This window comes from Pseudomonas sp. PS1(2021), assembly GCF_020405165.1.
GTDB classification, from domain to species: Bacteria; Pseudomonadota; Gammaproteobacteria; order Pseudomonadales; family Pseudomonadaceae; genus Pseudomonas; species Pseudomonas aeruginosa.
The window spans coordinates 7,625,285-7,647,361 of record NZ_CP084484.1 but is presented as its reverse complement, the minus strand read 5'-3'; the positions used below and the strand labels follow the sequence as shown (position 1 = coordinate 7,647,361).

At 66.5% G+C, this 22,077-nt stretch carries 17 protein-coding genes; 5 read left to right on the top strand and 12 right to left on the bottom strand.

The genetic code is table 11. The annotated features are described in order from the left end of the window. Positions 1 to 27: 27 nt before the first annotated feature. The gene (locus LE197_RS36245; RefSeq protein WP_003106298.1) at positions 28 to 723 is read right to left on the bottom strand and encodes a tellurite resistance TerB family protein; all 696 of its coding nucleotides are present in this window, start codon (positions 721 to 723) and stop codon (positions 28 to 30) included. 321 nt (positions 724 to 1,044) lie between these two features. Here LE197_RS36245 and LE197_RS36240 point away from each other — a divergent pair, with 321 nt between their 5' ends. The 3 genes from LE197_RS36240 (at position 1,045) to LE197_RS36230 (ending at position 4,784) form a co-directional block, all read left to right on the top strand. After that, entirely contained in the window at positions 1,045 to 2,907 is a 1,863-nt protein-coding gene (locus LE197_RS36240) for an NAD(P)/FAD-dependent oxidoreductase (protein WP_226033837.1), read from the top strand. A 323-nt stretch (positions 2,908 to 3,230) separates the two neighbouring features. Then, positions 3,231 to 3,872 carry a response regulator transcription factor gene (locus tag LE197_RS36235; protein WP_003092560.1) on the top strand — a complete coding sequence of 214 codons (642 nt, stop codon included), beginning with the start codon at positions 3,231 to 3,233 and terminating at the stop codon, positions 3,870 to 3,872. 120 nt (positions 3,873 to 3,992) lie between these two features. Beyond that, positions 3,993 to 4,784 carry a hypothetical protein gene (locus LE197_RS36230; RefSeq protein WP_196752311.1) on the top strand — a complete coding sequence of 264 codons (792 nt, stop codon included), beginning with the start codon at positions 3,993 to 3,995 and terminating at the stop codon, positions 4,782 to 4,784. A 78-nt stretch (positions 4,785 to 4,862) separates the two neighbouring features. Here the strand turns inward: LE197_RS36230 and LE197_RS36225 are convergent, their stop codons facing one another. Continuing rightward, positions 4,863 to 6,569 (bottom strand): WG repeat-containing protein, encoded by a 1,707-nt coding sequence (locus LE197_RS36225; protein WP_003100693.1) that lies wholly within the window; start codon positions 6,567 to 6,569, stop codon positions 4,863 to 4,865. A 210-nt stretch (positions 6,570 to 6,779) separates the two neighbouring features. On the opposite strand from LE197_RS36225, the gene LE197_RS36220 reads away from it, so the two are divergent. Next, entirely contained in the window at positions 6,780 to 7,121 is a 342-nt protein-coding gene (locus LE197_RS36220; RefSeq protein WP_003092567.1) for an FKBP-type peptidyl-prolyl cis-trans isomerase, read from the top strand. A 98-nt stretch (positions 7,122 to 7,219) separates the two neighbouring features. Here the strand turns inward: LE197_RS36220 and LE197_RS36215 are convergent, their stop codons facing one another. The 3 genes from LE197_RS36215 to LE197_RS36205 all read right to left on the bottom strand — a co-directional run bounded on the left by LE197_RS36215 (position 7,220) and on the right by LE197_RS36205 (position 9,203). Further along, positions 7,220 to 8,461 (bottom strand): CynX/NimT family MFS transporter, encoded by a 1,242-nt coding sequence (locus LE197_RS36215; RefSeq protein WP_023091087.1) that lies wholly within the window; start codon positions 8,459 to 8,461, stop codon positions 7,220 to 7,222. Between the two features lie 147 nt (positions 8,462 to 8,608). Beyond that, positions 8,609 to 8,770, bottom strand: a complete 162-nt coding sequence (gene armR / locus LE197_RS36210) for a MexR antirepressor ArmR (RefSeq protein WP_003100689.1) — start codon at positions 8,768 to 8,770, stop codon at positions 8,609 to 8,611. A 7-nt stretch (positions 8,771 to 8,777) separates the two neighbouring features. Beyond that, positions 8,778 to 9,203: a hypothetical protein gene (locus LE197_RS36205; RefSeq protein ID WP_003143203.1), complete on the bottom strand. Its 426-nt coding sequence runs from the start codon at positions 9,201 to 9,203 to the stop codon at positions 8,778 to 8,780. A gap of 204 nt (positions 9,204 to 9,407) precedes the next feature. Between LE197_RS36205 and nalC the strand changes: the two genes are divergently transcribed. Further along, positions 9,408 to 10,049 carry an efflux system transcriptional repressor NalC gene (nalC, locus tag LE197_RS36200; RefSeq protein WP_003109635.1) on the top strand — a complete coding sequence of 214 codons (642 nt, stop codon included), beginning with the start codon at positions 9,408 to 9,410 and terminating at the stop codon, positions 10,047 to 10,049. Between the two features lie 12 nt (positions 10,050 to 10,061). Here the strand turns inward: nalC and LE197_RS36195 are convergent, their stop codons facing one another. The 7 genes from LE197_RS36195 to LE197_RS36165 form a co-directional block, all read right to left on the bottom strand. Next, on the bottom strand, positions 10,062 to 10,412 hold the full coding sequence (locus tag LE197_RS36195) for a hypothetical protein (RefSeq protein ID WP_003100685.1): 351 nt from the start codon (positions 10,410 to 10,412) through the stop codon (positions 10,062 to 10,064). 188 nt (positions 10,413 to 10,600) lie between these two features. Further along, positions 10,601 to 11,707, bottom strand: a complete 1,107-nt coding sequence (locus LE197_RS36190; RefSeq protein ID WP_003100683.1) for an NADH:flavin oxidoreductase/NADH oxidase — start codon at positions 11,705 to 11,707, stop codon at positions 10,601 to 10,603. Between the two features lie 168 nt (positions 11,708 to 11,875). Beyond that, positions 11,876 to 13,372 carry a M4 family elastase LasB gene (gene lasB / locus LE197_RS36185; protein WP_003100682.1) on the bottom strand — a complete coding sequence of 499 codons (1,497 nt, stop codon included), beginning with the start codon at positions 13,370 to 13,372 and terminating at the stop codon, positions 11,876 to 11,878. Between the two features lie 286 nt (positions 13,373 to 13,658). After that, on the bottom strand, positions 13,659 to 15,374 hold the full coding sequence (gene recJ / locus LE197_RS36180; protein WP_003100681.1) for a single-stranded-DNA-specific exonuclease RecJ: 1,716 nt from the start codon (positions 15,372 to 15,374) through the stop codon (positions 13,659 to 13,661). 43 nt (positions 15,375 to 15,417) lie between these two features. Continuing rightward, positions 15,418 to 15,957, bottom strand: a complete 540-nt coding sequence (locus LE197_RS36175) for a YaeQ family protein (protein ID WP_003092594.1) — start codon at positions 15,955 to 15,957, stop codon at positions 15,418 to 15,420. A gap of 106 nt (positions 15,958 to 16,063) precedes the next feature. Continuing rightward, on the bottom strand, positions 16,064 to 16,756 hold the full coding sequence (locus LE197_RS36170; RefSeq protein WP_003100680.1) for a phospholipase D-like domain-containing protein: 693 nt from the start codon (positions 16,754 to 16,756) through the stop codon (positions 16,064 to 16,066). 18 nt (positions 16,757 to 16,774) lie between these two features. Continuing rightward, positions 16,775 to 22,015 carry a DNA repair ATPase gene (locus LE197_RS36165; protein ID WP_124183845.1) on the bottom strand — a complete coding sequence of 1,747 codons (5,241 nt, stop codon included), beginning with the start codon at positions 22,013 to 22,015 and terminating at the stop codon, positions 16,775 to 16,777. Positions 22,016 to 22,077: the final 62 nt, after the last annotated feature.

The following is a 22,077-nucleotide window of genomic DNA, read 5'->3' as shown; positions in this document are numbered from 1 at the left end:
TTATCCGCGGAACGACTCTCCGCCGTCTCAGGCCAGGCGTTGCAGCGCCTGTCTGGCCTGGTTCTCCAGCTCCAGCTTGAACGAGGGTTCCAGGCGCAGCTGCCGCGCCAGCTCCTCGAGGTAGGAGCGCTCCATGAAGCTTTCCTCGTCGACCATCAGCAGGCTGGCCAGGTACATCTCCGCGGCGATCTCCGGGGTGCTCGCGGCACGGGCGATCTCGGCCGGGTCCAGCGGCTTGTTCAGCTCGCGCTCCAGCCAGCCCTGCACCTCGCGGTCGCTGGTCAGCTTGGCCACCTCGCCTTCGATCATCTGCCGTTCGCGCTCGTCGATGTGGCCGTCGGCCTTGGCCGCACCGACGATGGCCTGGAGGATCGCGTGGCTATGCACTTCGGCCTGGGCTTCCGGCAGGCGGTCGACGGTCTGCGGCTGCGCCTGCGGCGCGGCGCCGTTCTGTTGCTGCTGCCAGTTGTTGTAGGCCTTGTAGGCGATCACCCCGAGCGCGGCGAGGCCGCCGTAGGTGATCGCCTTGCCGCCGAACTTGCGCGCCTTCTTGTTTCCCAGCAGCAGGCCGATGGCGCCGGCCGCCAGGGCTCCGCCGCCGGCGCCGGAAAGCAGGCTGCCGAGCTGTCCGCCGCCGCTGGCGCCGGGCTTGCCGCCGGACTTGTTCTGCAACATTTCCTGCCCGGACTTGAGCAATTGGTCGAGCAAACCACGGGTATTCATGAGGAACCTCCAGGACGTTCGGTAACAACCGGATTCGACCGACTCTAGCCCTTCGCGTCCGCGCTGCCCGCCGGGAGTTTGCTTCGAGATATTGCCGGCCTCCCCGGACACCGTGGCAAAGCGCGACACATGTCACATTTCTCCAGATAGAGGCCTAGTGCCAGCAGAAAGCCCTTCGACGCGCCGGCATGGCCCTCTAAACTCCGCGCCCGCCCGCGACTGCGGGTCGGCGTCCGACGCCAGCCGCTCCGCGCGCATTCGCAACAGCAATCTGTGAACATGGCTCCCCCGAGCCACCCACTGCCTCGCAAAGGACTTCCCATGACCATCTCCCGCCGCGACTTCCTGAACGGCGTAGCCCTGACCATCGCCGCAGGCCTGACCCCCGCCGAGGTCCTCCGCGCCGCCCCCGGCGGCCGCTACTATCCGCCCGCGCTCACCGGCCTGCGCGGTAGCCATCCGGGCGCCTTCGAAGTCGCACACCAGATGGGCTGGGAGAAGAAGACCTTCGATGTCGACCACCTGCCGATCGAAGAGGAATACGACCTGGTGGTGGTCGGCGGCGGCATCAGCGGCCTCGCCGCCGCCTGGTTCTATCGCGAACGGCACCCCGCGGCGCGCATCCTCGTCATCGAGAACCACGACGACTTCGGCGGCCATGCCAAGCGCAACGAATTCCAGGCCGGCGGGCGCACCATCCTCGGCTACGGCGGCAGCGAGTCGCTGCAATCGCCGAACGCCCTCTATAGCGAAGACGCCAAACACCTGCTGAAACGCCTGGGCGTCGAGCTCAAGCGCTTCGAGACAGCCTTCGACACCGACTTCTACCCCGGCCTGGGCCTGTCCCGCGCGGTGTTCTTCGACAAGGCCAGCTTCGGCGTGGACAAGCTGGTCAGCGGCGACCCGACGCCGATGGTTGCCGACGAGGTCCCCCGCGATCGTCTCAATGCCCGCTCCTGGCGCGCCTTCATCGGCGACTTCCCGCTGAGCCGCGAAGACCGGGAGGCGCTCATCGCGCTGTACGAGTCACCTCGCGACTATCTTGCCGGCAAGAGCGTGGAAGAGAAGGAAACCTACCTGGCGAAGACCAGCTACCGCGACTACCTGCTCAAGAACGTCGGGCTCTCGGAAACCTCGGTGAAGTACTTCCAGGGCCGCAGCAGCGACTTCTCCGCCCTCGGCGCCGACGCCCTGCCGGCGGCCGACGCATACGCCGCCGGCTTCCCCGGCTTCGACGCCCTCGGCCTGCCGCAACCCAGCGAGGAGGCCCAGGCGGAAATGGACGAGCCGTACATCTACCATTTCCCCGACGGCAACGCCTCGCTGGCTCGGCTCATGGTGCGCGACCTGATCCCCGCGGTGGCGCCGGGCCGAGGCATGGAGGACATCGTCATGGCCCGCTTCGACTACTCGAAGCTGGACCTCGCCGGGCACCCGGTGCGCCTGCGCCTGAACAGCACCGCCGTCAGCGTGCGCAACCGCGCCGGCGGCGTCGATGTCGGCTACAGCCGCGCCGGCCGCCTGCACCGGGTACGCGGCAAGCACTGCGTGATGGCCTGCTACAACATGATGGTGCCGTACCTGCTGCGCGACCTCTCCGAGGAGCAGGCCCACGCGCTGAGCCAGAACGTCAAGTTCCCGCTGGTGTACACCAAGGTATTGCTGCGCAACTGGCAGGCCTGGAAGACCCTCGGCATCCACGAGATCTACGCGCCGACCCTGCCCTACTCGCGGATCAAGCTGGACTTCCCGGTCGACCTCGGCAGCTACCGGCATCCACGCGACCCGCGGCAGCCGATCGGCGTGCACATGGTCTACGTGCCGACCACCCCGAACGCCGGCATGGACGCCCGCACCCAGGCTCGCGTAGGCCGCAGCAAGCTCTACGCGATGAGCTTCGAGCAACTGGAAAAGGACATCCGCGACCAGCTCCAGGCCATGCTCGGCCCGGCGGGCTTCGACCACCGCCGCGACATCACCGGCATCACCGTGAACCGCTGGTCGCACGGCTACTCCTACTTCATGAATACCCTCTACGACGACGAGGCGGAAAGCGAAGCGCTGATGGAACTGGCGCGAAGCAAGGTCGGCAATGTCGCCATCGCCAACTCGGATGCGGCCTGGGATGCCTACGCCCATGCCGCCATCGACCAGGCGGTGCGGGCAGTCCGCGAACTGGGTTGAAGGACGGCGACGGCAGCGGAACCCGCGCTGCCGTCGCGCCCTTCCGATGTCCAGCAAGACTGACAGAAATGTACTGACAGCGATTTCAACCCCTACTCCACGAAAGCCGTTCAAAGACCCTATGTTTCTCGGCCTCCCCTCGAAATAACCTAGGGAAAACACATAGGAAATTTCCTACTAGCATTCAGAAAAGTCCTGATTAAACCGACAGACACCATCGCTAGAATTCGAGCCCGTCCGGAGCTGCCTCCTGGCGGATTATCCGCCTGCCGGCGTTGCCGGTAGCCGCTGCGGAAACCTCCACCTCGATCGGGTTCGATTTCATGAAAACACGCGTCATCCTCGTCGACGACCACGCCCTCACCCTGATCGGCATGCGCTATCTGCTGAGTGCGTACGACGACCTGCGGATCGTCGCCCAGGCCCAGGACGCCGATGGCTTGCTGGCGCAGCTCGAAGCGCACCCCTGCGACCTGCTGATCACCGACCTGATGATGCCCGGCAGCCAGCAGGCCGACGGCTTGCGCCTGGTGCAGAAGGTCCGGCGGCGCTATCCGGACCTGCCGATCATCGTCGTCACCATGCTCGGCAACCCGGCACTCGTTTCATCCCTGCTCAAGCTGGGCATTCACGGCCTGGTGAGCAAACGCGGCATGCTCGACGATCTACCCAAGGCGATCCGCCACGCCGGCCGTCGACCATTCATCTCGCGCTCCATCGCACACCTGCTGGAAGTGGGCGAAGCCGAGCACGGCAAGCCGCTGGCCAGCCTCGAACAACTCACCCCGCGCGAAGTGGAAGTGCTGCGCCTGTACGGCAGCGGCCTGGCGGTCGGGGAAATCGCCATCCGACTGTGCCGCAGCAAGCAGACCATCAGCGCGCAAAAGAGCAGCGCCATGCGCAAGCTTGGCCTGGACAGCAATGCCGGACTCTTTATCTACATCCGGGAAAACGGCCTGGCCTGAGCAGCGCGGCCGCGATATGTCCGCCCCGCCAGCCCGCTTCGCAAGGTCCGCGCAGCCGCTAGAATGTCCCGCAGCGCCGGGCGTCTTCCGTGCCCGCCTCCGCCAAAGGACTCTTTTCACATGGACCGTAACCGCCGCCTCTCCGCCCGACTCTGCCTCCTGCTGCTGGGACTCGCCAGCCAGGCCGAAGCCCGCGAACCGCAGCCCTGCGCGTCGCGACTGCTTGACGCCGTAGCCAGGCAGGTCGGCCACGATGGCTGGATAGCCCCTTCGTACGAATCTTCCGGTCCGTTCCTCGCCGTGGCCTGCAAGCCCTGGCCGGACGACCCCGCGCAGACGGTGATCGCCATGGCCTACCTGGATCCGGGCGACACCGCCGTGGAAGGCGAACGCCACCCGCATCTGCTATTGGCCAAGGCCGACAGCCGCAGCGGCAGGCTGCTCGAACGCTACGACAGCGACTTCGAAGAAGACGCCTCCGTCGCCGTCGGCAGCGACAGCCTCTGGCTGGACACCGCGCGCTATCGCCTGAGCCCGACGGTGCGCGCCTTCGGCGTGGTATTCCATAGCGTGGCGCGTGGCGCCAGTTGTCCGGAAGCCGGCTTCGACAACCTGCTGACCCTGGTGGTGCCGGCCGGCGAAGGCAAGCTGCGGCCGGTGCTCAATACCTACCTGGACCAGTGGAGGACGCTGAAAGGCTCGGTCTGCTCCGCCGAGCCCGGGTTCGAACAGGAAGTCTCGCACCTGACCCTGGAACTCGGCCGCGGACGCTCCAACGGCTTTGCCGACCTGGTCATCACCTCGCGGGTCAGCGACGGCGAAACGGAGAACGGCAAACCCTTGCGCACGCTGCGCTATGACGGCGAGCGCTACCCGTTCGAGGAGTATTCGGACTTCTGGCACCGCCAGTGAGGGGAGACCGTGGCCAGCAGCCACGGCGAAACAGCGGAACCGCGCGCCCGCCGCAAGGGACGGACGCGCTCGGGGAACTCAGCTCTCGCTGGTTTCCTCGCTCTCTTCGACGGGCGCCGGCTCCTGCTCCGGCTCGCCTTCGTCGTCCTGCTCGTCGTCCGACTGGCAATACGGGGTCGGGTCCTGCGGCCAGATCGCCTTGCCATTGCCGTCGAGCAACTGTTCGGCGCCGCAATCGGTGGTGGCCACGGTGAAGCGCGGCTTGCCGTTCAGGTCGTACAGTGCGCGCAAGGTTTCCGTCGCCTCGTCGCCAGTGCCGCTGACTTCGTAGCCCAGGATGTAACCCTGCTGCGGATTCACCTCCAGCTTCTGCCAGAGCGCCGGAACCAGCGTGCGTCCCTGGCGATCGAGCAACACGGTGTGGGCAGCGTTGTCCATACCGTCGAGACCTTCCAGGAAACGACCGTCATACGCAGACTGGATGCTGATCAGTTCGCCCGGCTCCAGCAGCATCTTGCCGCTGCGGTCCATCAGGCCCACCACCGGCACCTGGCTTTCCGAACCCATGAAGCTGACGGTCTTCTGCGGTCCGCCCTTCTTCGCCACGACGAACAGGTCGTTGCCCAGCGCGCCGATCTGCGCATAACCCGGCTTCACCCACTCGCTGCCTTCGTCGAGGTTGAAGATGCCGAAGTCGGCGCTGAACAGGCCGGTGCTCACGCCGACGGCAGCCAGGCCGGGCACGTCGACGGTGTAGCCAAGCGCGGTGAGGCCGGCGCTGTCGGCCGAATCGTACTGCGGCTGCACCTTCCAGGCGCCGCTGCGATCGATCAGGCCGTACTTGCCCGACGAGCCATCTTCCATGCGCTGCTGGGCCAGCCCGCCCTGCTTGCCGAAGGCGCCGCAACCGGCGAACTGGGCGGCGATCGCCACCTTGCCCTGGTAGTCGAGGTAGCCACAGGGGCTGTCGTACTTCTCGCGGAACGCCACCAGGCCGTTGGCCGGGGTGCCCAGGTAATCGTAGCTCTTGCCGTCACCGACCACGTCGCCCTTGGCATCCACCAGTTGGGAGCCCTTGCCGATGACGCTGGCGCTCATCACGCCGTCGTGGAGGTCGCCCAGGCTCTCGTAGGCCACGGCCTTCTGTTCGCCGGTAGCGAGGTTGATGATCCACTTCTCCTCGCCACGCTCGGCGCTGATCAAGCCGCCGTGTTCGGCGACGCTGCCGTTGACCAGGGTGGTGTCGTAGAGCGCCTCGGTGAGCTGCTTGCCCTTGGCATCGAGGATGCCGCGCTTGCCATCGATCTCGTAGATGATGAATTCATTGGCACTGTTGGGGTAGATGTCGTCGAAACGCGGCGCCTGGACTTCCTTGCCCTGGCCGTCGACCACGCCGTACTTGCCATCGCGGACGAAGCCATAGAGGTTGGGGGTGAGCAGCGACAGGGCTTCGCCGATATCGTCGCGCAACACCTTGCCGTCCTTCGCCTGGATCAGGTTCCAGCGCTCCTCGCGCGCCGCCATCAGGGTGCCCTGGTAGGCGCTGGCGACGATATTGTCGTAGTCGTTGTCGAACGGCACGAGCAGCTTGGCGTCCTGGTCGATCACCGCGCACTGGCCGTTGAGGCATAGCGGGATGCTCAGTGCAGCCATGCTCGGTGCGGCCGGTTGCGGCGCGACCGCCGCAGGCTTCGGCGCATCGTCGCCCTGGTTGCAGGCGCTGAGGAGCAAGGTGGAAACGGAGACGGCGAGGGTGTTGCGGCCGATACGCGACAGTCTTTGCATGCGGATATGTTCTCGTATGATCCCTGAGATATGTGTCCAGCCGCGATGCGCGCGACATCGCGGAACGCGGTAGCCTTCCCGACGGAAAGGCGCGGGCATGATGCCCGTGCCGCGGACCGCCTGGCAATGCCCTGATCCGTCGGCTCGGCGACAGGCGGCGCGCTTGCTGGCAGAATCGCGGCTTTCCGCAAACCGCGCAGGTACCGCCCCATGAACGACCGACTGCAGATCGAAGACCTCCTCCTGGGCGACGGCAAGGAGGTAGTGAAGGGTGCGCTGATCACCACCCAGTACAAGGGCACCCTGGAAGACGGCACGCTGTTCGACTCCTCCTACGAGCGCGGCCGGCCATTCCAGTGCGTGATCGGCACCGGACGAGTGATCAAGGGTTGGGACCAGGGCCTGATGGGCATGAAGGTCGGTGGCAAGCGACGGCTGTTCGTCCCTTCCCACCTGGCCTACGGCGAACGGCAGGTCGGCGCGCACATCAAGCCCCACTCCAACCTGCTGTTCGAGATCGAACTGCTGGAAGTGCTCACCCGCGACGACTGAGCCGAGGGACGGCGGCGGCCTCTGGCCGCCCGTGCCGAACCAATGCGCAGGACGAATAGTCGCTCGGCTACCCGCCCTGCACGAAGCCGGTTTCTCTTCTAATCCGCGGGGCGAGCCGCGGAACCCGTGGCAATGGCGCGAGGCAGGCCGTCCAGCGCACGCAGCAGGCAGAACCCCAGGACGGCCCCCGCCGCGCCCGCGACCAGCATCAGGCCGATCGCGCCCGACCAGTCGAAACGGCTGACGATCAGGCCGATCAGCAAGGGGCCGATCACCTGCCCCAGGTAGTTGCCCTGCATTACCCAGCCGATGGCCAGTGGCGTCAGCGAAGGCGCGGGCGAGGCCAGCGGCGCGGTCGCCAGCACGGTGGTGGGGAGCATGCCGGCGACCGCCGAGAAGACGAACCCCAGCGCAATCGCCAGGAGTCCCGGCGTCGCGGCATGGAAGAACGCCGCACCGGTGAGTCCCATCAGGATCGCGGTGCTCGCCAGCAAGGCGCCGGGACGTATGCCGCGGGAAAGGATGAAGCCCGCCGCGACATTGCCCAGGGCGTTCGCCGCGACGATGGCCGCGCCGATGAGTCCCGCAGTCTCCAGGGCGACGCCCAGGCGCTGCATGAGGAACACGGGGAGGAACGTCATCAGGGCGAAGAACTGCAGGTTGTAGGTGGTGAAGCCGAGCGCCAGCAGGGTGATCGCCGGAACCTTGAGCAACGTGCCAAGACCGGCCGGCCTCACGCCTGCCGCCCTGCACCCATCGTCGGCAGGGACGCTGAGCGGCAGCAGCAGCGCCGCGACCAGTACCAGCAGTGCGCTCAGTTGCCAGTCGGCACGCCAGTCCGCGAGCAGCGGCCCGAACAGCATCGAGAGGGCGATTCCGCCTGCCATGAAGGTGCTCCACAGACCGAACACCACGCTGCGCCGCGTCTCGCTGGTGATCCTGTGCAACACGGCGGGCGCCGCCACTACCACGATGAGGAAACCGAGCCCCTCGACGAAGCGAGTGGCAAGCAACCAGGCGAAGTCCTGCATCGACGCACCGAGCAGGCTCGCCCCGCCGAGAATCGCCAGCCCAACGGTCAGCAGCCGGCGATCTCCCCAACAACGCACCAGGAGGCCGGCGGCGATGCCGCCGAATACGCCGACGAACGGAAAGGCGGACATGATCCAGCTCAGCGCGGCGAGGTCGCCGCCGAAGCTCCGTTGCAGCGACGGCAGGGCGATGGTCGCCTTGCCGACATGCAGGGCAGCGGCGATGCCGGCGAAGATCACATTGGCAACTGCCAGCCATCGCGGGCTGGCCTGGGGGTGCGGACGAGCGAGAGTGGACGGGCTATCCATCGTTGCCTCCGGGCATGGAGTGGCGCCCGGCAAGATCGCCAGACGCTCTGCGCGGATTCTGATAGCTCAAGTTAACTTGAGGTAAAGAGCCCAGGAATCAAACGATGTGTTCCATCGCCCGCACCAATGGCAATCCGGCACGCCCGCTCAGTAGAAGTGCTCGCCGTAGAGGTCCCAGGCATTGCGCCGGGCTGCCCGGCGCAGCTGCTCGGTGTAATCCCGCCGGCCGACGGCGGATCGTCCCGAGCTGGCAGCGACAGCTTCGGTCTCGGTGCGGGACGGTTTGTTGCGCGGAGTGTTCAGGGACATGGCGGCGTCACCAGTTCATCCCCGTCGCCGGCCCGCTCAGCAGTGCCTTCGCCATGCCGCGGGCGGACGCCAGGTCCGGCGCCACGCTCACCGGCGGGCCGTAGACAGCCTGCAGCACCGGCGCCAGTTGCTGCAGGTCGGCGAGGTTGTCCGGCTGGCCGTTGGCACTGAGCAGGATGCCCCGGCAATGCTCGACGAAGCGCTGGCGATTTTCCTTGAGCCACAACACCAGGCGCTTGCGCGCCTGCTGGTCGCCTTCAGCTTCTTCCTGCGGGAGCGGCGGATAGACCAGGGCGAAATCGCGCTCGACGGCCAGCAGCGCTTCGACCTCCTCCAACCAGCGCTCGACATCGGCCAGCTCGCGGGGCATCTCGCGGACCTGGACCAGGGGAAAGGCATCGATATCCAACAGGCTCTTAGCGGGGGCATTCATGGGGGGACTCCTGCGGGGAGGCAAGGCGGAGGAATGAGCGGAAGTGCTTGCCAAAACAGTACTGTACGATACAGTTCTTAAATGACCAGCGTCAACCCTAACGAGAAACGCTCTCAGCAAACCGCCTGGAGGCTTGAACGGACCGTCCCGACGGCCCACCATGCGCACCTTCCGACCGCCACCCCGCGAGGCCCGATACCGCTCATGAACGATGCTTCTCCCCGTCTGACCGAACGCGGCAGGCAACGCCGCCGCGCCATGCTCGACGCCGCTACCCAGGCCTTTCTCGAACACGGTTTCGAAGGCACCACCCTGGACATGGTGATAGAACGGGCCGGTGGTTCACGGGGGACCCTGTACAGCTCCTTCGGCGGCAAGGAGGGCCTGTTCGCCGCGGTGATCGCCCACATGATCGAGGAAATCTTCGACGACAGCGCCGATCAGCCGCGCCCCGCCGCCACACTGAGCGCCACCCTCGAGCATTTCGGCCGGCGCTTTCTCACCAGCCTGCTCGATCCCCGCTGCCAGAGCCTCTATCGCCTGGTGGTGGCGGAATCCCCGCGGTTTCCGGCGATCGGCAAGTCCTTCTACGAGCAGGGGCCGCAGCAGAGCTATCTGCTGCTCAGCGAGCGACTGGCCGCGGTCGCTCCTCACATGGACGAGGAAACGCTCTACGCGGTGGCCTGCCAGTTTCTCGAGATGCTCAAGGCCGACCTGTTCCTCAAGGCCCTCAGCGTGGCCGACTTCCAGCCGACCATGGCGCTGCTGGAAACCCGCCTCAAGCTGTCGGTGGACATCATCGCCTGCTACCTGGAACACCTGTCGCAGCGCCCCGCGCAGGGCTGAGCGACGCGCCGATCAGGCGGAGGGCGGCAGCGCCTGGCCCGGCAGTTCGGTGAGGTGGATCTCGGTGACCAGGGGTTCCTGGCGCGGCAGGGTACGTTCGAGCAGGGGTGAGAAACGCGCCAGCGCGCCGATCAGGTCCCACTGGGTCTCCAGGGCGGCCCCCAGCTCCGAGAGTTCGTTCAGGACCCGATGACCGACCCGTTGCAGGCGTGGCTCTTCGCTCTGGCTGAGCTCCACCGAAAGGTGCGCCAGCATGGTGGTCATGTTGTTCATGTTGCGTGTCGCCAGGACCAGGATATTGGCCAGCAGGGCGACATCGCTGTCAGGCAGGGAGGCGTGGGGAGAACCGGCGTTGGCGTGCATGCGAGCATCCTTTCTCGAAGTGCGGTCCGGAGCGAACGTCGCGGGAGAATAACATCATATTGCCATTACGCAATATCTCCCACGAAACGCTCAGGTTGATTTCCTGATGCCAGGCAGACCGCCAAGGTCGGCAAAGGTTTCCATCAGGTGGGCCGCCAGCGCCTCGCCGCGCCGACGGCCCCGACGGCTCACTGCATTTCCAGGGATTTGCGCGGCGGCGTGCTGCGATGAGCGGCTCGCAGGTACTGCGGCGGCCAGGGCATCTGCTCGTTGCGCAGTTCGTCGGCGGCGTGCAACGGCCAGTACGGATCGCGCAGCAGTTCACGGGCAAGCAGGATCAGGTCGGCCTGACCGGTGCGCAGGATATGCTCGGCCTGCACCGGCTCGGTGATCATGCCCACCGTGCCGCTGGCGATGCCGGCCTCCTTCTTCACCCGTTCGGCGAACTCGGTCTGGTAGCCCGGTCCTACCGGGATTTCCGCATTCGCCGCGGTACCGCCGGAAGACACGTCGATCAGGTCCACGCCCAGGTCCTTCAGGCGCCGGGCCAGTTCCACGGTCTCGTCGGGGTTCCAGCCATCCTCCACCCAGTCGGTGGCGGACAGCCGCACGAATAGCGGCAACTCTTGCGGCCAGGCCTTGCGCACCGCGGCGGTGACCTGCAGAAGCAGGCGGATGCGGTTCTCGAAGCAGCCGCCGTACTGGTCGCGACGCTGGTTCGACAGCGGCGAGAGGAACTGATGCAACAGGTAGCCGTGGGCCGCATGCACCTCCGCGACCTTGAAGCCGGCAGCCAGGGAGCGCTCGGCGGCGCGTACGAAGGCCTGCACCAGCGCCTCGATCTGCGCCTCGCTCAGGGCCTCGGGGGTCGTGTGCTGGGGATCGAACGGGATCGCCGACGGCGCCACCGGTATCCAGCCGCCGTCGCCGATCGGCACGCTGCCGTGCTTGCCCAGCCACGGCCGCCAGGTACTCGCCTTGCGCCCGGCGTGGGCCAGCTGGACCCCGGCGACCGCGCCCTGGGACTCGATGAAACGGGTGATGCGATGCAACGGCTCGACATGCGCGTCGCTCCAGATGCCGAGGTCGTCAGCGGTGATGCGCCCCTCGGGCAACACCGCGGTGGCTTCGACTATCACCAGGCCGGCGCCGCCCACCGCGCGGCTGCCCAGGTGCACGAGATGCCAGTCGTTGGCCAGGCCCTCCTGCGCCGAGTACTGGCACATGGGCGATACGGCGATGCGGTTGGGCAAGGTGATTTGACGCAGGCTAAGAGGCTCGAACAGCAGACTCATGGCAGGACTCCCGGTCGGTCTTGGAATAAAGCTCACACCTGAACTTTAGACCGGGTTCGCGGAGGCCAACGGCCCAAGCGACATAAAGCAGCCGCCCTCCTGGCGGAAGACGGCTTGAGCGACCCCGACCGGCATTCCTTCCTGGAGTGCCAGCCGGGACCACCGAGCTTACAACGCGCTCGGGCAGGTCACGCCGACGGTGCTGAACGCCCGGGTGACGTCAGCCGCCGAGTAGTTGCGGTTCTGCGCCGAGCGAATCACCCCGCAGGCGCCGCTGTTGTAGTTGCTGGTGGCGGTCCAGTAGTAGCGGTTGGCGTCGACGAACACCTCGAAGGCCTTGCGGGTATCCCAGCCCGGCGAATTGGCCAACAGGTAGAACGCACGGTTGTACACGCCGCTGGAGTGGTGCACGTCGATGCCGTTGTAGTACTGCGACGCGTTGTCGATGGATCGCCCGTCGCGGCTGGGCTGGTCCATGTAGCGCAGCGCACCGCTGCCCTTCTTGATGTCGTAGCCGATCAGGAAGTCGTTCTTGCCGCGCATATAGAACTCGGCAGCCTCGCCGGCCATGTCGGAGAAAGCTTCGTTCATTCCGCCTGATTGCCCGCGGTAGATCAGCCCGGAGTTCTGCTCGGTGAAGCCGTGGCTGACCTCGTGGGCCGCCACGTCCAGCGACACCAGCGGATAGAACATGGTGGCGCCGTCGCCGAAGAGCATCGCCGTGCCGTCCCAGTAGGCGTTCTCCACGCTGCGCCCGTAGTGCACCTTCATGTACAGCTTGTGGGTCAGCGGGCTGGTGCCGAACCAGTCCCGGTACAGTTTGAACACCACGCCGCCGAAGAAATGCGCGTCGTTCAGCGGCGAATAGGCGCCGTTGACCTGCTTGTAGGTGTTGGTCGGGCAGGCGAAGCGGAACGGCGTGGTCTTGCTGTCGTCGGTGCTGCCGTTCATGTCGACGGTGATGACGTTGCCGTCGTCCATCTCGCAGCGGTCGTTGACGATCAGCGGACCGTAGTCGCTACCGTAGGTGTACTTGCCGATCTTCTGGTTGCCGCCGGGGCCGCCCGCCTCGGCGTGGGCCAGGCCTTCCCACTGATCGAGCACTTCGCCGGTCTTGGCGTCGATGACGAAATGCGGCCGCGACAGTCCCTCGCCGGGAATCAGGTAGGAGACGTTGTAGACCAGTTGGGCGATGTTGTTCTCGCCCAGGCGGATCACCAGTTCCACTTTGTCATTCTCGGTCTTGCGGCCCTGGGCCTTCAGGCTCTTGGCCTGGGCCAGCACCTGCTCGGCGGATACCGCCGCGGTGGTGCTGCCCGGCAGGTCGGCAGCGATGTTGGCGACGAAATGGCCGCTGCGCTGCGCCGCCACGCTCTTGCCGGGACCCTTGACTTCGGTGATGGCTTCGCCGACCACCCGTACGCCGTTGTGGAATTGCTCGTAGCGGGTGACCTGCTTGCCGTTGGGCAGGGTCGTGCTGCGGATCGCTTTCAGTTCGTCGGCACCGCCAGCGCCGACCGCGGCTTGCAAGGTGACCGGGCCGGGCGCGCCCTGGGCAGCCTTGCTGGGGAGTTTGGACACGTCGATCAGGTCGGCGGCAAAAGCGGCCGGCGAAACACCCATGATCGCAACGAACAACAGGTCAAGCGTAGAAACCTTCTTCATCTTGTTCAGTTCTCCTGGTTTTTTCAGGCCGAAGTACTCGGCCGACGCTTACCGCCGCCTTGTGGGCTGATCGGAACAGCCGTATCAGTCCTTCGGGTAGAAGGAACTGCACTCCCCTGGCTCGGTCCCGTTTTCGACGGTGCTTTCGTGTACCAAAAAGAACCCGCGGCCAAACCTGCCAGAACTGGCAGGTAGCCTTGATTTCGCCGGAAATCTGTATGTTTTCGCTGGAATAGCTAGCAGAAAAGCAGGTGGCAGCTAGGTTGCCCCCAGCTCCGGGACGCGCTCAGCGAGGGGCCATGTGGACGATCATCAGTTGCACGCTTTCCTGGCCGCGGAATTCGTTGACGTCGAGCTTGTAGGCCAGCTCGGCCCAGCGCACGGTAGGGTTGGGCCACTGCTCGCGGTCGATGTTGAAGGCAATGCCATCCAGTTGCAGCGAGCCGCATTCGCTTTTCAGCACCAGCTTCAGGTGACGCTCGCCGACGATCCGCTGCTGCACCAGCTGGAACACCCCGTGGAACATCGGCTCGGGAAAGTGCTGGCCCCAGGGACCGGCCTGGCGCAACGCGCGCGCCAGCTCCAGGTGGAACTCCTGGATGCTCAACTGGCCATCGGAGAGCAGGCGCCCGGCCAGGTCCTCCTCGGCCAGTTGGCGGCGTACTTCGGCATCGAAGGCGGCGGAGAAAGCGCCGAAGTTTTCCTGCGGCAACGATAGTCCGGCAGCCATCGCGTGGCCGCCGAACTTGCTGATCAGCCCGGGATGACGGGCGGCTACCGCGTCCAGCGCGTCGCGGATGTGGAAGCCGGGAATCGACCGTGCCGAGCCTTTCAGGCTGCCGTCGCCGGCATCGGCGAAGGCGATGGTCGGCCGGTGGTAGCGCTCCTTCAGGCGCGAGGCGAGGATTCCGATCACGCCCTGGTGCCAGTCGGCGTCGAACAGGCACAAGCCGAACGGCAGTTGCTCCAGGCTCAGCTCCTTGAGCTGCGCCAGCGCCTCGCGCTGCATACCCTGCTCGATGGCCTTGCGGTCCTGGTTCAACTGGTCGAGCTGCACCGCCATGTCGCGGGCCAGCGCTTCGTCGTCGCAGAGCAGGCATTCGATGCCGAGGGACATGTCGTCGAGCCGACCCGCCGCGTTCAGGCGCGGACCGAGGATGAAACCCAGGTCGGTGGAGGTGATCCGTACCGGAGGCCGCCCGGCCACCTCCAGCAGCGCGCGCAAGCCCGGCCGGGCGCGGCCGGCGCGGATGCGCGCGAGGCCCTGGTGGACCAGGATGCGGTTGTTGGCATCGAGCGGCACCACATCGGCGACGCTGCCCAGCGCCACCAGGTCGAGCAGCTCGGCGAGGTTCGGTTCCTTCAGCCCGCGCCGGGCGAACCAGTCCAGCTCGCGCAGGCGCGCCCGCAACGCCAGCATCACATAGAAGATCACCCCGACCCCGGCCATGGCCTTGCTGGGGAATTCGCAGCCCGGCTGGTTGGGGTTGATGATCGCATCCGCCGCCGGCAGTTCCGGGCCAGGCAGGTGGTGGTCGGTGACCAGCACCTTGAGCCCCGCGGCTTTCGCCGCCTGGACGCCGTCCACGCTGGAGATGCCGTTGTCCACCGTCACCAGCAGGTCGGGACGCTTCTCCAGGGCCACGCCGACGATCTCCGGGGTCAGGCCGTAGCCGTACTCGAAGCGGTTCGGCACCAGGTAATCGACCCAGGCCGCGCCGAGCATGCGCAGGGCCAGCACGCCGACGCTGCTGGCGGTGGCGCCGTCGGCGTCGAAGTCGCCGACGATGAGAATCCGCTGGCCGCCCTCCAGGGCGTCCACCAGCAGCGCCACGCCCTCTTCGATGCCTTTCAGCCGCTGGTAGGGAATCAGCCGCGCCAGGCCCTTGTCCAGCTCCTCGGCGCAACGCACGCCACGAGCCGCGTACAGGCGCGCCAGCAATGGCGGAAGGTCGCCGAGATCGGGCAGGGTTTCGGGCAGGGGGCGGGGTTCGATACGCATCAGGTCACTCGTTCGGCTCGACGGAAGGAAACGGCGGCGGCGATCAACGCTCGCCCTGCAGCCACTCCAGCTGCAACTCGTGCTGGCCGTTCTCGTCGGTGACGAACAGGGTGCCCTCGCTGATCATCACGGTCCAGTTGATCGAACGCGGCAGGTCGCGGGACAGGCTCTCCAGGGGTTCCTGGGGCACTGCCGCGACGTTGATGTTCTTCAGGCTGCGCACACTGTCCAGCACCTTGGTCTGCCAGACCCGCAGGTTGCCATAGGCGAGCAGGCTGAAGCGCTCGCAGCGACGCGAGCACCAGGTGATGCGCTCGGCGTCCGGCTGGCCGACTTCGATCCAGTGCAGGACCCGGCCGTCCAGGCTCTTTTCCCAGAGCGCCGGTTCGTCCACGTCCGACAGGCCACGCCCGAAGGCGATCTGCTCGCCGTACCACAGCACGTAGGCCAGCAAGCGCACGGCCAGGCGCTCCTCGGTCTCGGAGGGGTGCCGGGCCACGGTCAGGCGCAACGTCTCGTAGACCCCGCGGTCCAGGTCGGTGAGGGAAATATCGGCTTTATAGGGCGTGGATTGCAGGGCCATGGGAATACCGGCGTGGGAAGCGAAAGGGCGCAAGTCTAACCTGAAACCCGCCCGCGTGCGGTCCGCCGGCCGACCGCCTGCCCTGCCTTTCTCGCGTCGCTGCCGCTCAGCGCGGGGCGTAGCGGCCCCAGAGTTCCTCGAACTCGCGCCGATAGGCGCCGATCAGCACGGCGTCGTCGGTTACCAGCAGGTTCTCTTCGTTGTTGACGCTGGCGCTGCGGGTCCAGTTGAAACTGCCGTTGAGCAGCCAGGCGCCATCCACCAGGGCGAACTTGTGGTGCATGTGGAAGGGACTGTCGTCGATTCGCAGCGGTACGCCGGCCTCGCGCAGCGCATGGATGTCGCTGCCTTCGTCGAACTGCTTGTCATCGTCGCTGATGATCCGCACCGGAACGCCGCGCCGATGGCAGGCCAGGATTTCCGCACTGAGCTGGTCGTCGGAGATGGTGAACACGCAGATGTCCAGGCTCTGCCTGGCCTGCCGGCACAGTTCGCGGATCTTCCGCCGACACTCCTCGCCGGGACTGAAATAGGCGCTGGCGCGGCTGCGCGGCGGCGCCGCGGTAACCTCCAGGGTGCGCACCACCTGCTCCAGCCACTTCAGGGCGGCTATCCGTTCGCCCTGCTCCTCCAGGAGGACCAGCTCACGCACCAGGTCGAAGGCACGGTTGCGCAGGAAACGCACCTGGTCGGGTGCCAGCTCGCTGCCCAGTTGGCGCAGTTCGTCCCGCTCCTCGTTGCTCAGCTTCAGATCGGCCAGGCTGTCGCGCAGCTGGCGGTCCAATCCGTCGAAGTCCATTTCCCGCTCCTCGTGTCCTCAGGGTTGATCGTTCTCCAGCGGCCTCTGCTCGCCGCCCAGCAACCGGCCCAGTTCGTCGAGGCGGCTGGATATCTCGTTGATGCGGTTGTGCGTGCGCAGGTCGACGTCGATCTTGCGGTCCATCACCTTGATCAGCGGCAGGAAACTGTCCTGCAGGCAGGCGGCAAGGCTCTCCAGCACCTGCTGCACGCCCGGCTGCGCAGGCGCCGTCACCTCGACGTTCAGCGCCGGCGCGCCCTGGCCGAGCTGGCGCAATCCAGCCAGCAACTCGTCCCAGGGCGCCGGTTGTACCGGCTGGGGTTCGCGAGCCAGGCCACGGACGCTTTCCACAAGGTCGTTGAGCTGCGCAACCAGCCGTCCGCCGACGTCGGCGTCGCTGCCGCCCATGGACTTGTTGCGCAGGAAGTCACGCTTGATCTGCGCCCAGCGCTCGGCCTGCTCGGGGCTCTGGTTGCCGCGCAGTTCGGCGAGCTTCAGCAGGTTCTCCTCGGCTCCGGTGGTCAGCAGTTGCGACTCGCCCTGGTAGTGGTCGGCGATCAGTTGCAGCAGCTCGGCATCGTTCATCACCGCGGAGATCTTCTCCGCCATCTTGTTCATGTTGCGGTAGCTGCCCTGCAGCTTGAACGGCGGCTCGCTGCGGTACTGGTCGGCCTGGGCGGCGCTGGCGATGTACTGCTGGTTGACCTTGAGCACCACGTCGCGCACCTGCATGAGGCGTTGCAGGGTGCTGCTGATCTCGTTGATCTCGGCACCGCTGTAGCCGTGGACCAGCTCGTTGCTGGAGAACGGCTTGCCCTCGGCCTTGGCGACGAAGCGATAGACGTCGGCCATGTCGCGGGTGGCCAGCGGCGCGAGAACCGGGTTGGAGGTCAGGGCGTTCTCGATGTAGCTGAGGGAGAACGCCTCCTGCATGCCGCTGAGGGTGTCGCCGAGGTTGTAGATGTCGGCGCGGTTGGCGAGCATGTCGGGAATGCGGAAGACCTCGCCGGACTCGGTGTAGGGGTTGCCCGCCATCACCACGCAGAACTTCCGCCCACGCATGTCGTAGGTCTTGGTCCGGCCCTTCCACACCCCTTCCACCCGGCGCGTGCCGTCGCAGAGGGAGATGAACTTCTGCAGGAACTCCGGATGGGTGTGCTGGATGTCGTCGACATAGAGCATCACGTTGTTGCCCATCTCCAGCGCCAGGTTGAGCTTCTCCAGTTCCTGCCGCGAAGTCGCGTCCGGCGCCTGCCCGGGGTCGAGCGAGCGCACCTCGTGGCCGAGGGCAGGACCGTTGATCTTCATGAAGATCAGCCCCAGGCGATGCGCCACGTACTCCATCAGGGTGGTCTTGCCGTAGCCTGGCGGGGAGATCAGCATCAGCAGGCCCATCAGGTCGGTGCGCTTGTTCTCGCCCACCGTCCCCATCTGCTTGGCCAGGTTGTCGCCGATGACACCCAGGTAGACGTCATTGATCAGCTTGTTGCGAACGAACGAGGACAGCGGTCGCGGCTTGAACTCGGCCAGGCGCAATGTCTCGCGCTCGCGTTCGACGATCTCCTGGCGCAGCGCCTGGTAGCGCCGCAGCCCCGGCAGGAACTGCTGGCGATGGCGACGCAGGCGGCCGAAGAAGTCGTCCACCGCCAGCGCCAGGCCGCGTTCGACGATGCGCGGATGCTCGCCCATCAGGCCGTCGACCTGGAAGCGCAGGTCGACCTCGGTGATCCGTCGTGGCATCTCCTCGTCCAGCAACGAGAGCGCCACCGCCTCGTCCAGGTAGGCCGCCAGCGGCTGGAACTCGGCGTCGCCACATAGTCCGCGCAGCCAGTTGCCGGCCAGTTCCCACTGGGCGGCGGGCCGCTCGCCGAGACGCTCCAGGGTCTGCCGGTAGTCGTCCCATAGACGCGCGCCTTGCAGGCGCAGCTTGAGTCCTTCCTGCAATTGCCGGGCATATTTGCTGAAGGTGAATTCGGGACGCTCGGCGGACAATTCCCAGACCAGGTACTCGGCCGCCTCGTCGATATGCTGCGGGTCCAGCGCGATGGGCTGTTCGGCGAGCAGCGCACGCATCGCCGCGGCCACTTCGCCGCGAAGGGCGAGCAGGCCGTCGTCACGACCGAACATCTGCTGGATGCTGCGGCTGCTGCGTGCCCGCTCGGGCCAGCCGGCGACTTCCCGCTCCTCGCGCCGGCGGCTCCAGAACAGGCTGGCGAAGGCCCGCGCCGAGGGTACGTAGCGTAGCAGTCCGGCGCTCTCGCGCAACGGCAGCAGGCGAACCAGGATCGCCGCCGCATCGTGGTCGTGAATGCCTTTCTCGTAGCCCTCCTTGTAGCGCGGTGCGGCGAAATCGCGGATCGCCCGCGCCAACTCGTCCGGCTGCGCCAGCAGCGCCTGCAAGCGCTCCAGGCTGAAGCCATCGCGGCCCGCGTCGGCGGCGGCGAGCACTTCGCCGGCGAGATATTCGGCGCGGTACAGCGTCTCCGATTCGGATTCCAGGTTCACCTGCCAGAACTCGCGCAACTCATCGAGCCGCGGGTCCTGCAGCGGTTCGAGGAAATCGGTGCCGGTCAGGTGCAGGTACAGCGCGTCGCCGCGCGGCATCAGGGTCAGGTCGAGTTCCTGGGTGTTGACGCTGAAGCGGTGGCGCGGGCCCAGGCGGATGACGTCGCCGCCCTCCTCGAACAGCTCGCTCTTGTCGCGCAATGCGCGGACCGCCTGGTCGCGCGCGGCCTTCAGGCGCGCCTCGACGTCGTCGGCCTTGACGCTGTCCTTCAATTCGCGAAGACGTTCGGCCAGTTCGCGCAACTTGAGGATCAGCGGGTCGGCGGCGAAGAACGCGTTCAGTTCCTCCGCCTGGGTGAAGCGCGCGGTGCGTCGTTGCAGGCTGTCGAGGATTCGCCGGGCGGCGTCTAGCAGTCCCTGGGCCTTGCGCTGGCGCTCGTCGAGCAGGGTCTGCTTGTGCGCTTCGAAGGTTTCCAGCAGCTCCTCGCGCTTGGCCAGGATATCGCCGAGGAACTGCTCATGGTCGCCGAACTGGCTTTCCAGTTCCTCCAGTTGCACCAGCAGGCGCGACAGTTGCTCGTCGCAGCGCTCGGGGTCCTGGGCCTGGGCCAGGGCGTTGGTGATGCCCTGGCCGAACAGTTTGAACTGGGCGCCGAACTGGGCCACGGTCTCGCTCGAACCGAGTCCCTTGCGCCGCTGCTCGGCGCGCGCCTTGGCCTGGTTCAGGCGGGCGTAGATCTCCGAGATCGACTCGATGATGCGGGTCCGCTGGGTCGCGTCGTCGATGCGCAGCGAAGCCATCAGCGAGGACAGCATGTCGAGGTCGCCGGCCATCGCCTCCAGGGCCGCCAGCGGCTCGCCGAGCTGGGCCACGGTCTCGGCTTTCTGCGCCTCGCCATCGAGGCTCTGCAGGCGCTCCAGCAAGGGCTGCAGGGCCTGTTCGCTGGCGAGGAAGGTCGCGGTGGCGGCGGCCACCCGCTCGTGGGCCGCGAGCAGTTCGGCCTCCATGGCGTCGAGTCGCGCCACGTCGATGTAGCGGTACTCGCGGATGGTCAGCAGCAACCCACGCTGGGCGGTGATGCCGTTGAGCCCGTCGACGAACTGCTGCACCCGGTCCCAGCCGTCGGGCAGCAAGCCGGAGAGGAGCGCCTTGTGCCGCTCCTCCGCGTCGACCATCGCCTGGGCCGACTGGCGGCGGATACTTTCGACCTTCTCGTACTCGTCGAGCACCAGCTCGGCGGTCGCCGCCACTTCGCGCAACAGCGGCGCCAAGCCGTCCAGTTGGTCGCTGCCGAGCCAGTGGTAGACGTCGAACAGGCGCTGGGTGTTCTGGCACAGCAGCGAGTAGCGCTGGATCGAAACCGCCGGGGTCTCGATCTCCCGGCACAAGTCGTAGAGGTCGGAGACGCCGCGCACCAGCTCGGCATTGCCGATCCGCCCGAGAAAACCGCTACGCGCCGGTTGGCGGGCCGCGTACTCCTCGGTGCAGAACGGCGTCTGCCAGACCTGCATCGGATGGATGCGGGTCGGTTCCTCGCCTTCGGCGGCGAAGATCACCATGCGCCCGTCCTCCAGGCGCGCGTAGCCGTGGCCGAACAGCGGATTCTGCAACTGGCGGTTGATCAGGTTGTAGGTGAGCAGCACGTTCCGCCCCTGCTCGGGATGGTAGAAAACGTACTGCACGTCCTCGCCGTTGGGCGAGCGTACCGAGCGCTTGAAGCGCATGCCTTCCATGGATTGCTCGAAGGTGCGGTACTCGCCGTTCTGCAGGTAGTAGCCGCCGGGGAAGATGATCCCGTGGTCCTCCGGCAACTGGATGCAGGCCAGGCCGATGGCGTCGATGCGCTCGACCTTGCCGGTCAGGCTGTTGAACACCAGGTAGCGCCACTGCTCCTCGCGATAGGGCAGGACCTTGAGCAGCAGCAGGCTGCCGAGGCGGGCGAACTCAACCTGCGCGTCGTCCAGCGACTGGGTCTTGTCCATCACCTCTTCGCGATAGATGCCCAGGCCGACCTCGGTGTTGTTCTCGACCTTGATGGTCAGGTCGCCGCCAATGGTCTCGACGAACAGGGTGTCGAGGATGTTCAGGTGCGGGAAGCGGCCCTCCACCACCATCTCGCGGGTAGCCCGCTGCCATTCGAAGTCGAACGGTGCCGGCAAGGCGATGTCGCGCTCGCCGCGGTTGTCGATGTAGCGGACCTCGCTGCCGTCGCTGGAGATCGACCAGCGGAACACGCGGATGTCGGTGATCCGCTCGCCGATCTGGAAGCTGGCCAGCAGCTTGCCGTCGCGGATCGCCAGTTGCAGCAGGCGGGTGTTCTTGTAGTAGGTGTAAAGCTCGTTGAAGTCGTTGACGAAGCCCGGCGCGGCGAGAAAGCTGTCCCCCAGTGGCACAGGCTCCGCCTCGTAGCCTTCGCTACCCCCCACCAGGCGGTAGAGGGAGAACACGTCGGCCACGCCGGTTTCCTTGCGCAGGCCGATGAACACGTTGTAGCCGAACAGCAGGCAATCGCCGACCTGGACGATATCGCGGGCGATGCAGTTGTTCTCGGTACGGATGCGGACCCGGCCGATCACATCCATCTGGCTGTCGCCGAACTCCTCCAGGCGACTGGCGTTGAGCCTTTCGGCGGTCTGCCGCAGGCGCTGGCCCTGCTCCAGCAGGCGCTTGTGCAGCACCTCGTAGGCGCCGCCCTCGGCAACGGCCTTGTCCAATACGTCCTGCGCGGGAGTTGCGGCTTGAGTGTCCGACATCCTGGTCTTCCTGGGTCTACGGCGGTCATCGATGGAAACCGGCCCGAGCGGCCTGCCCCGGG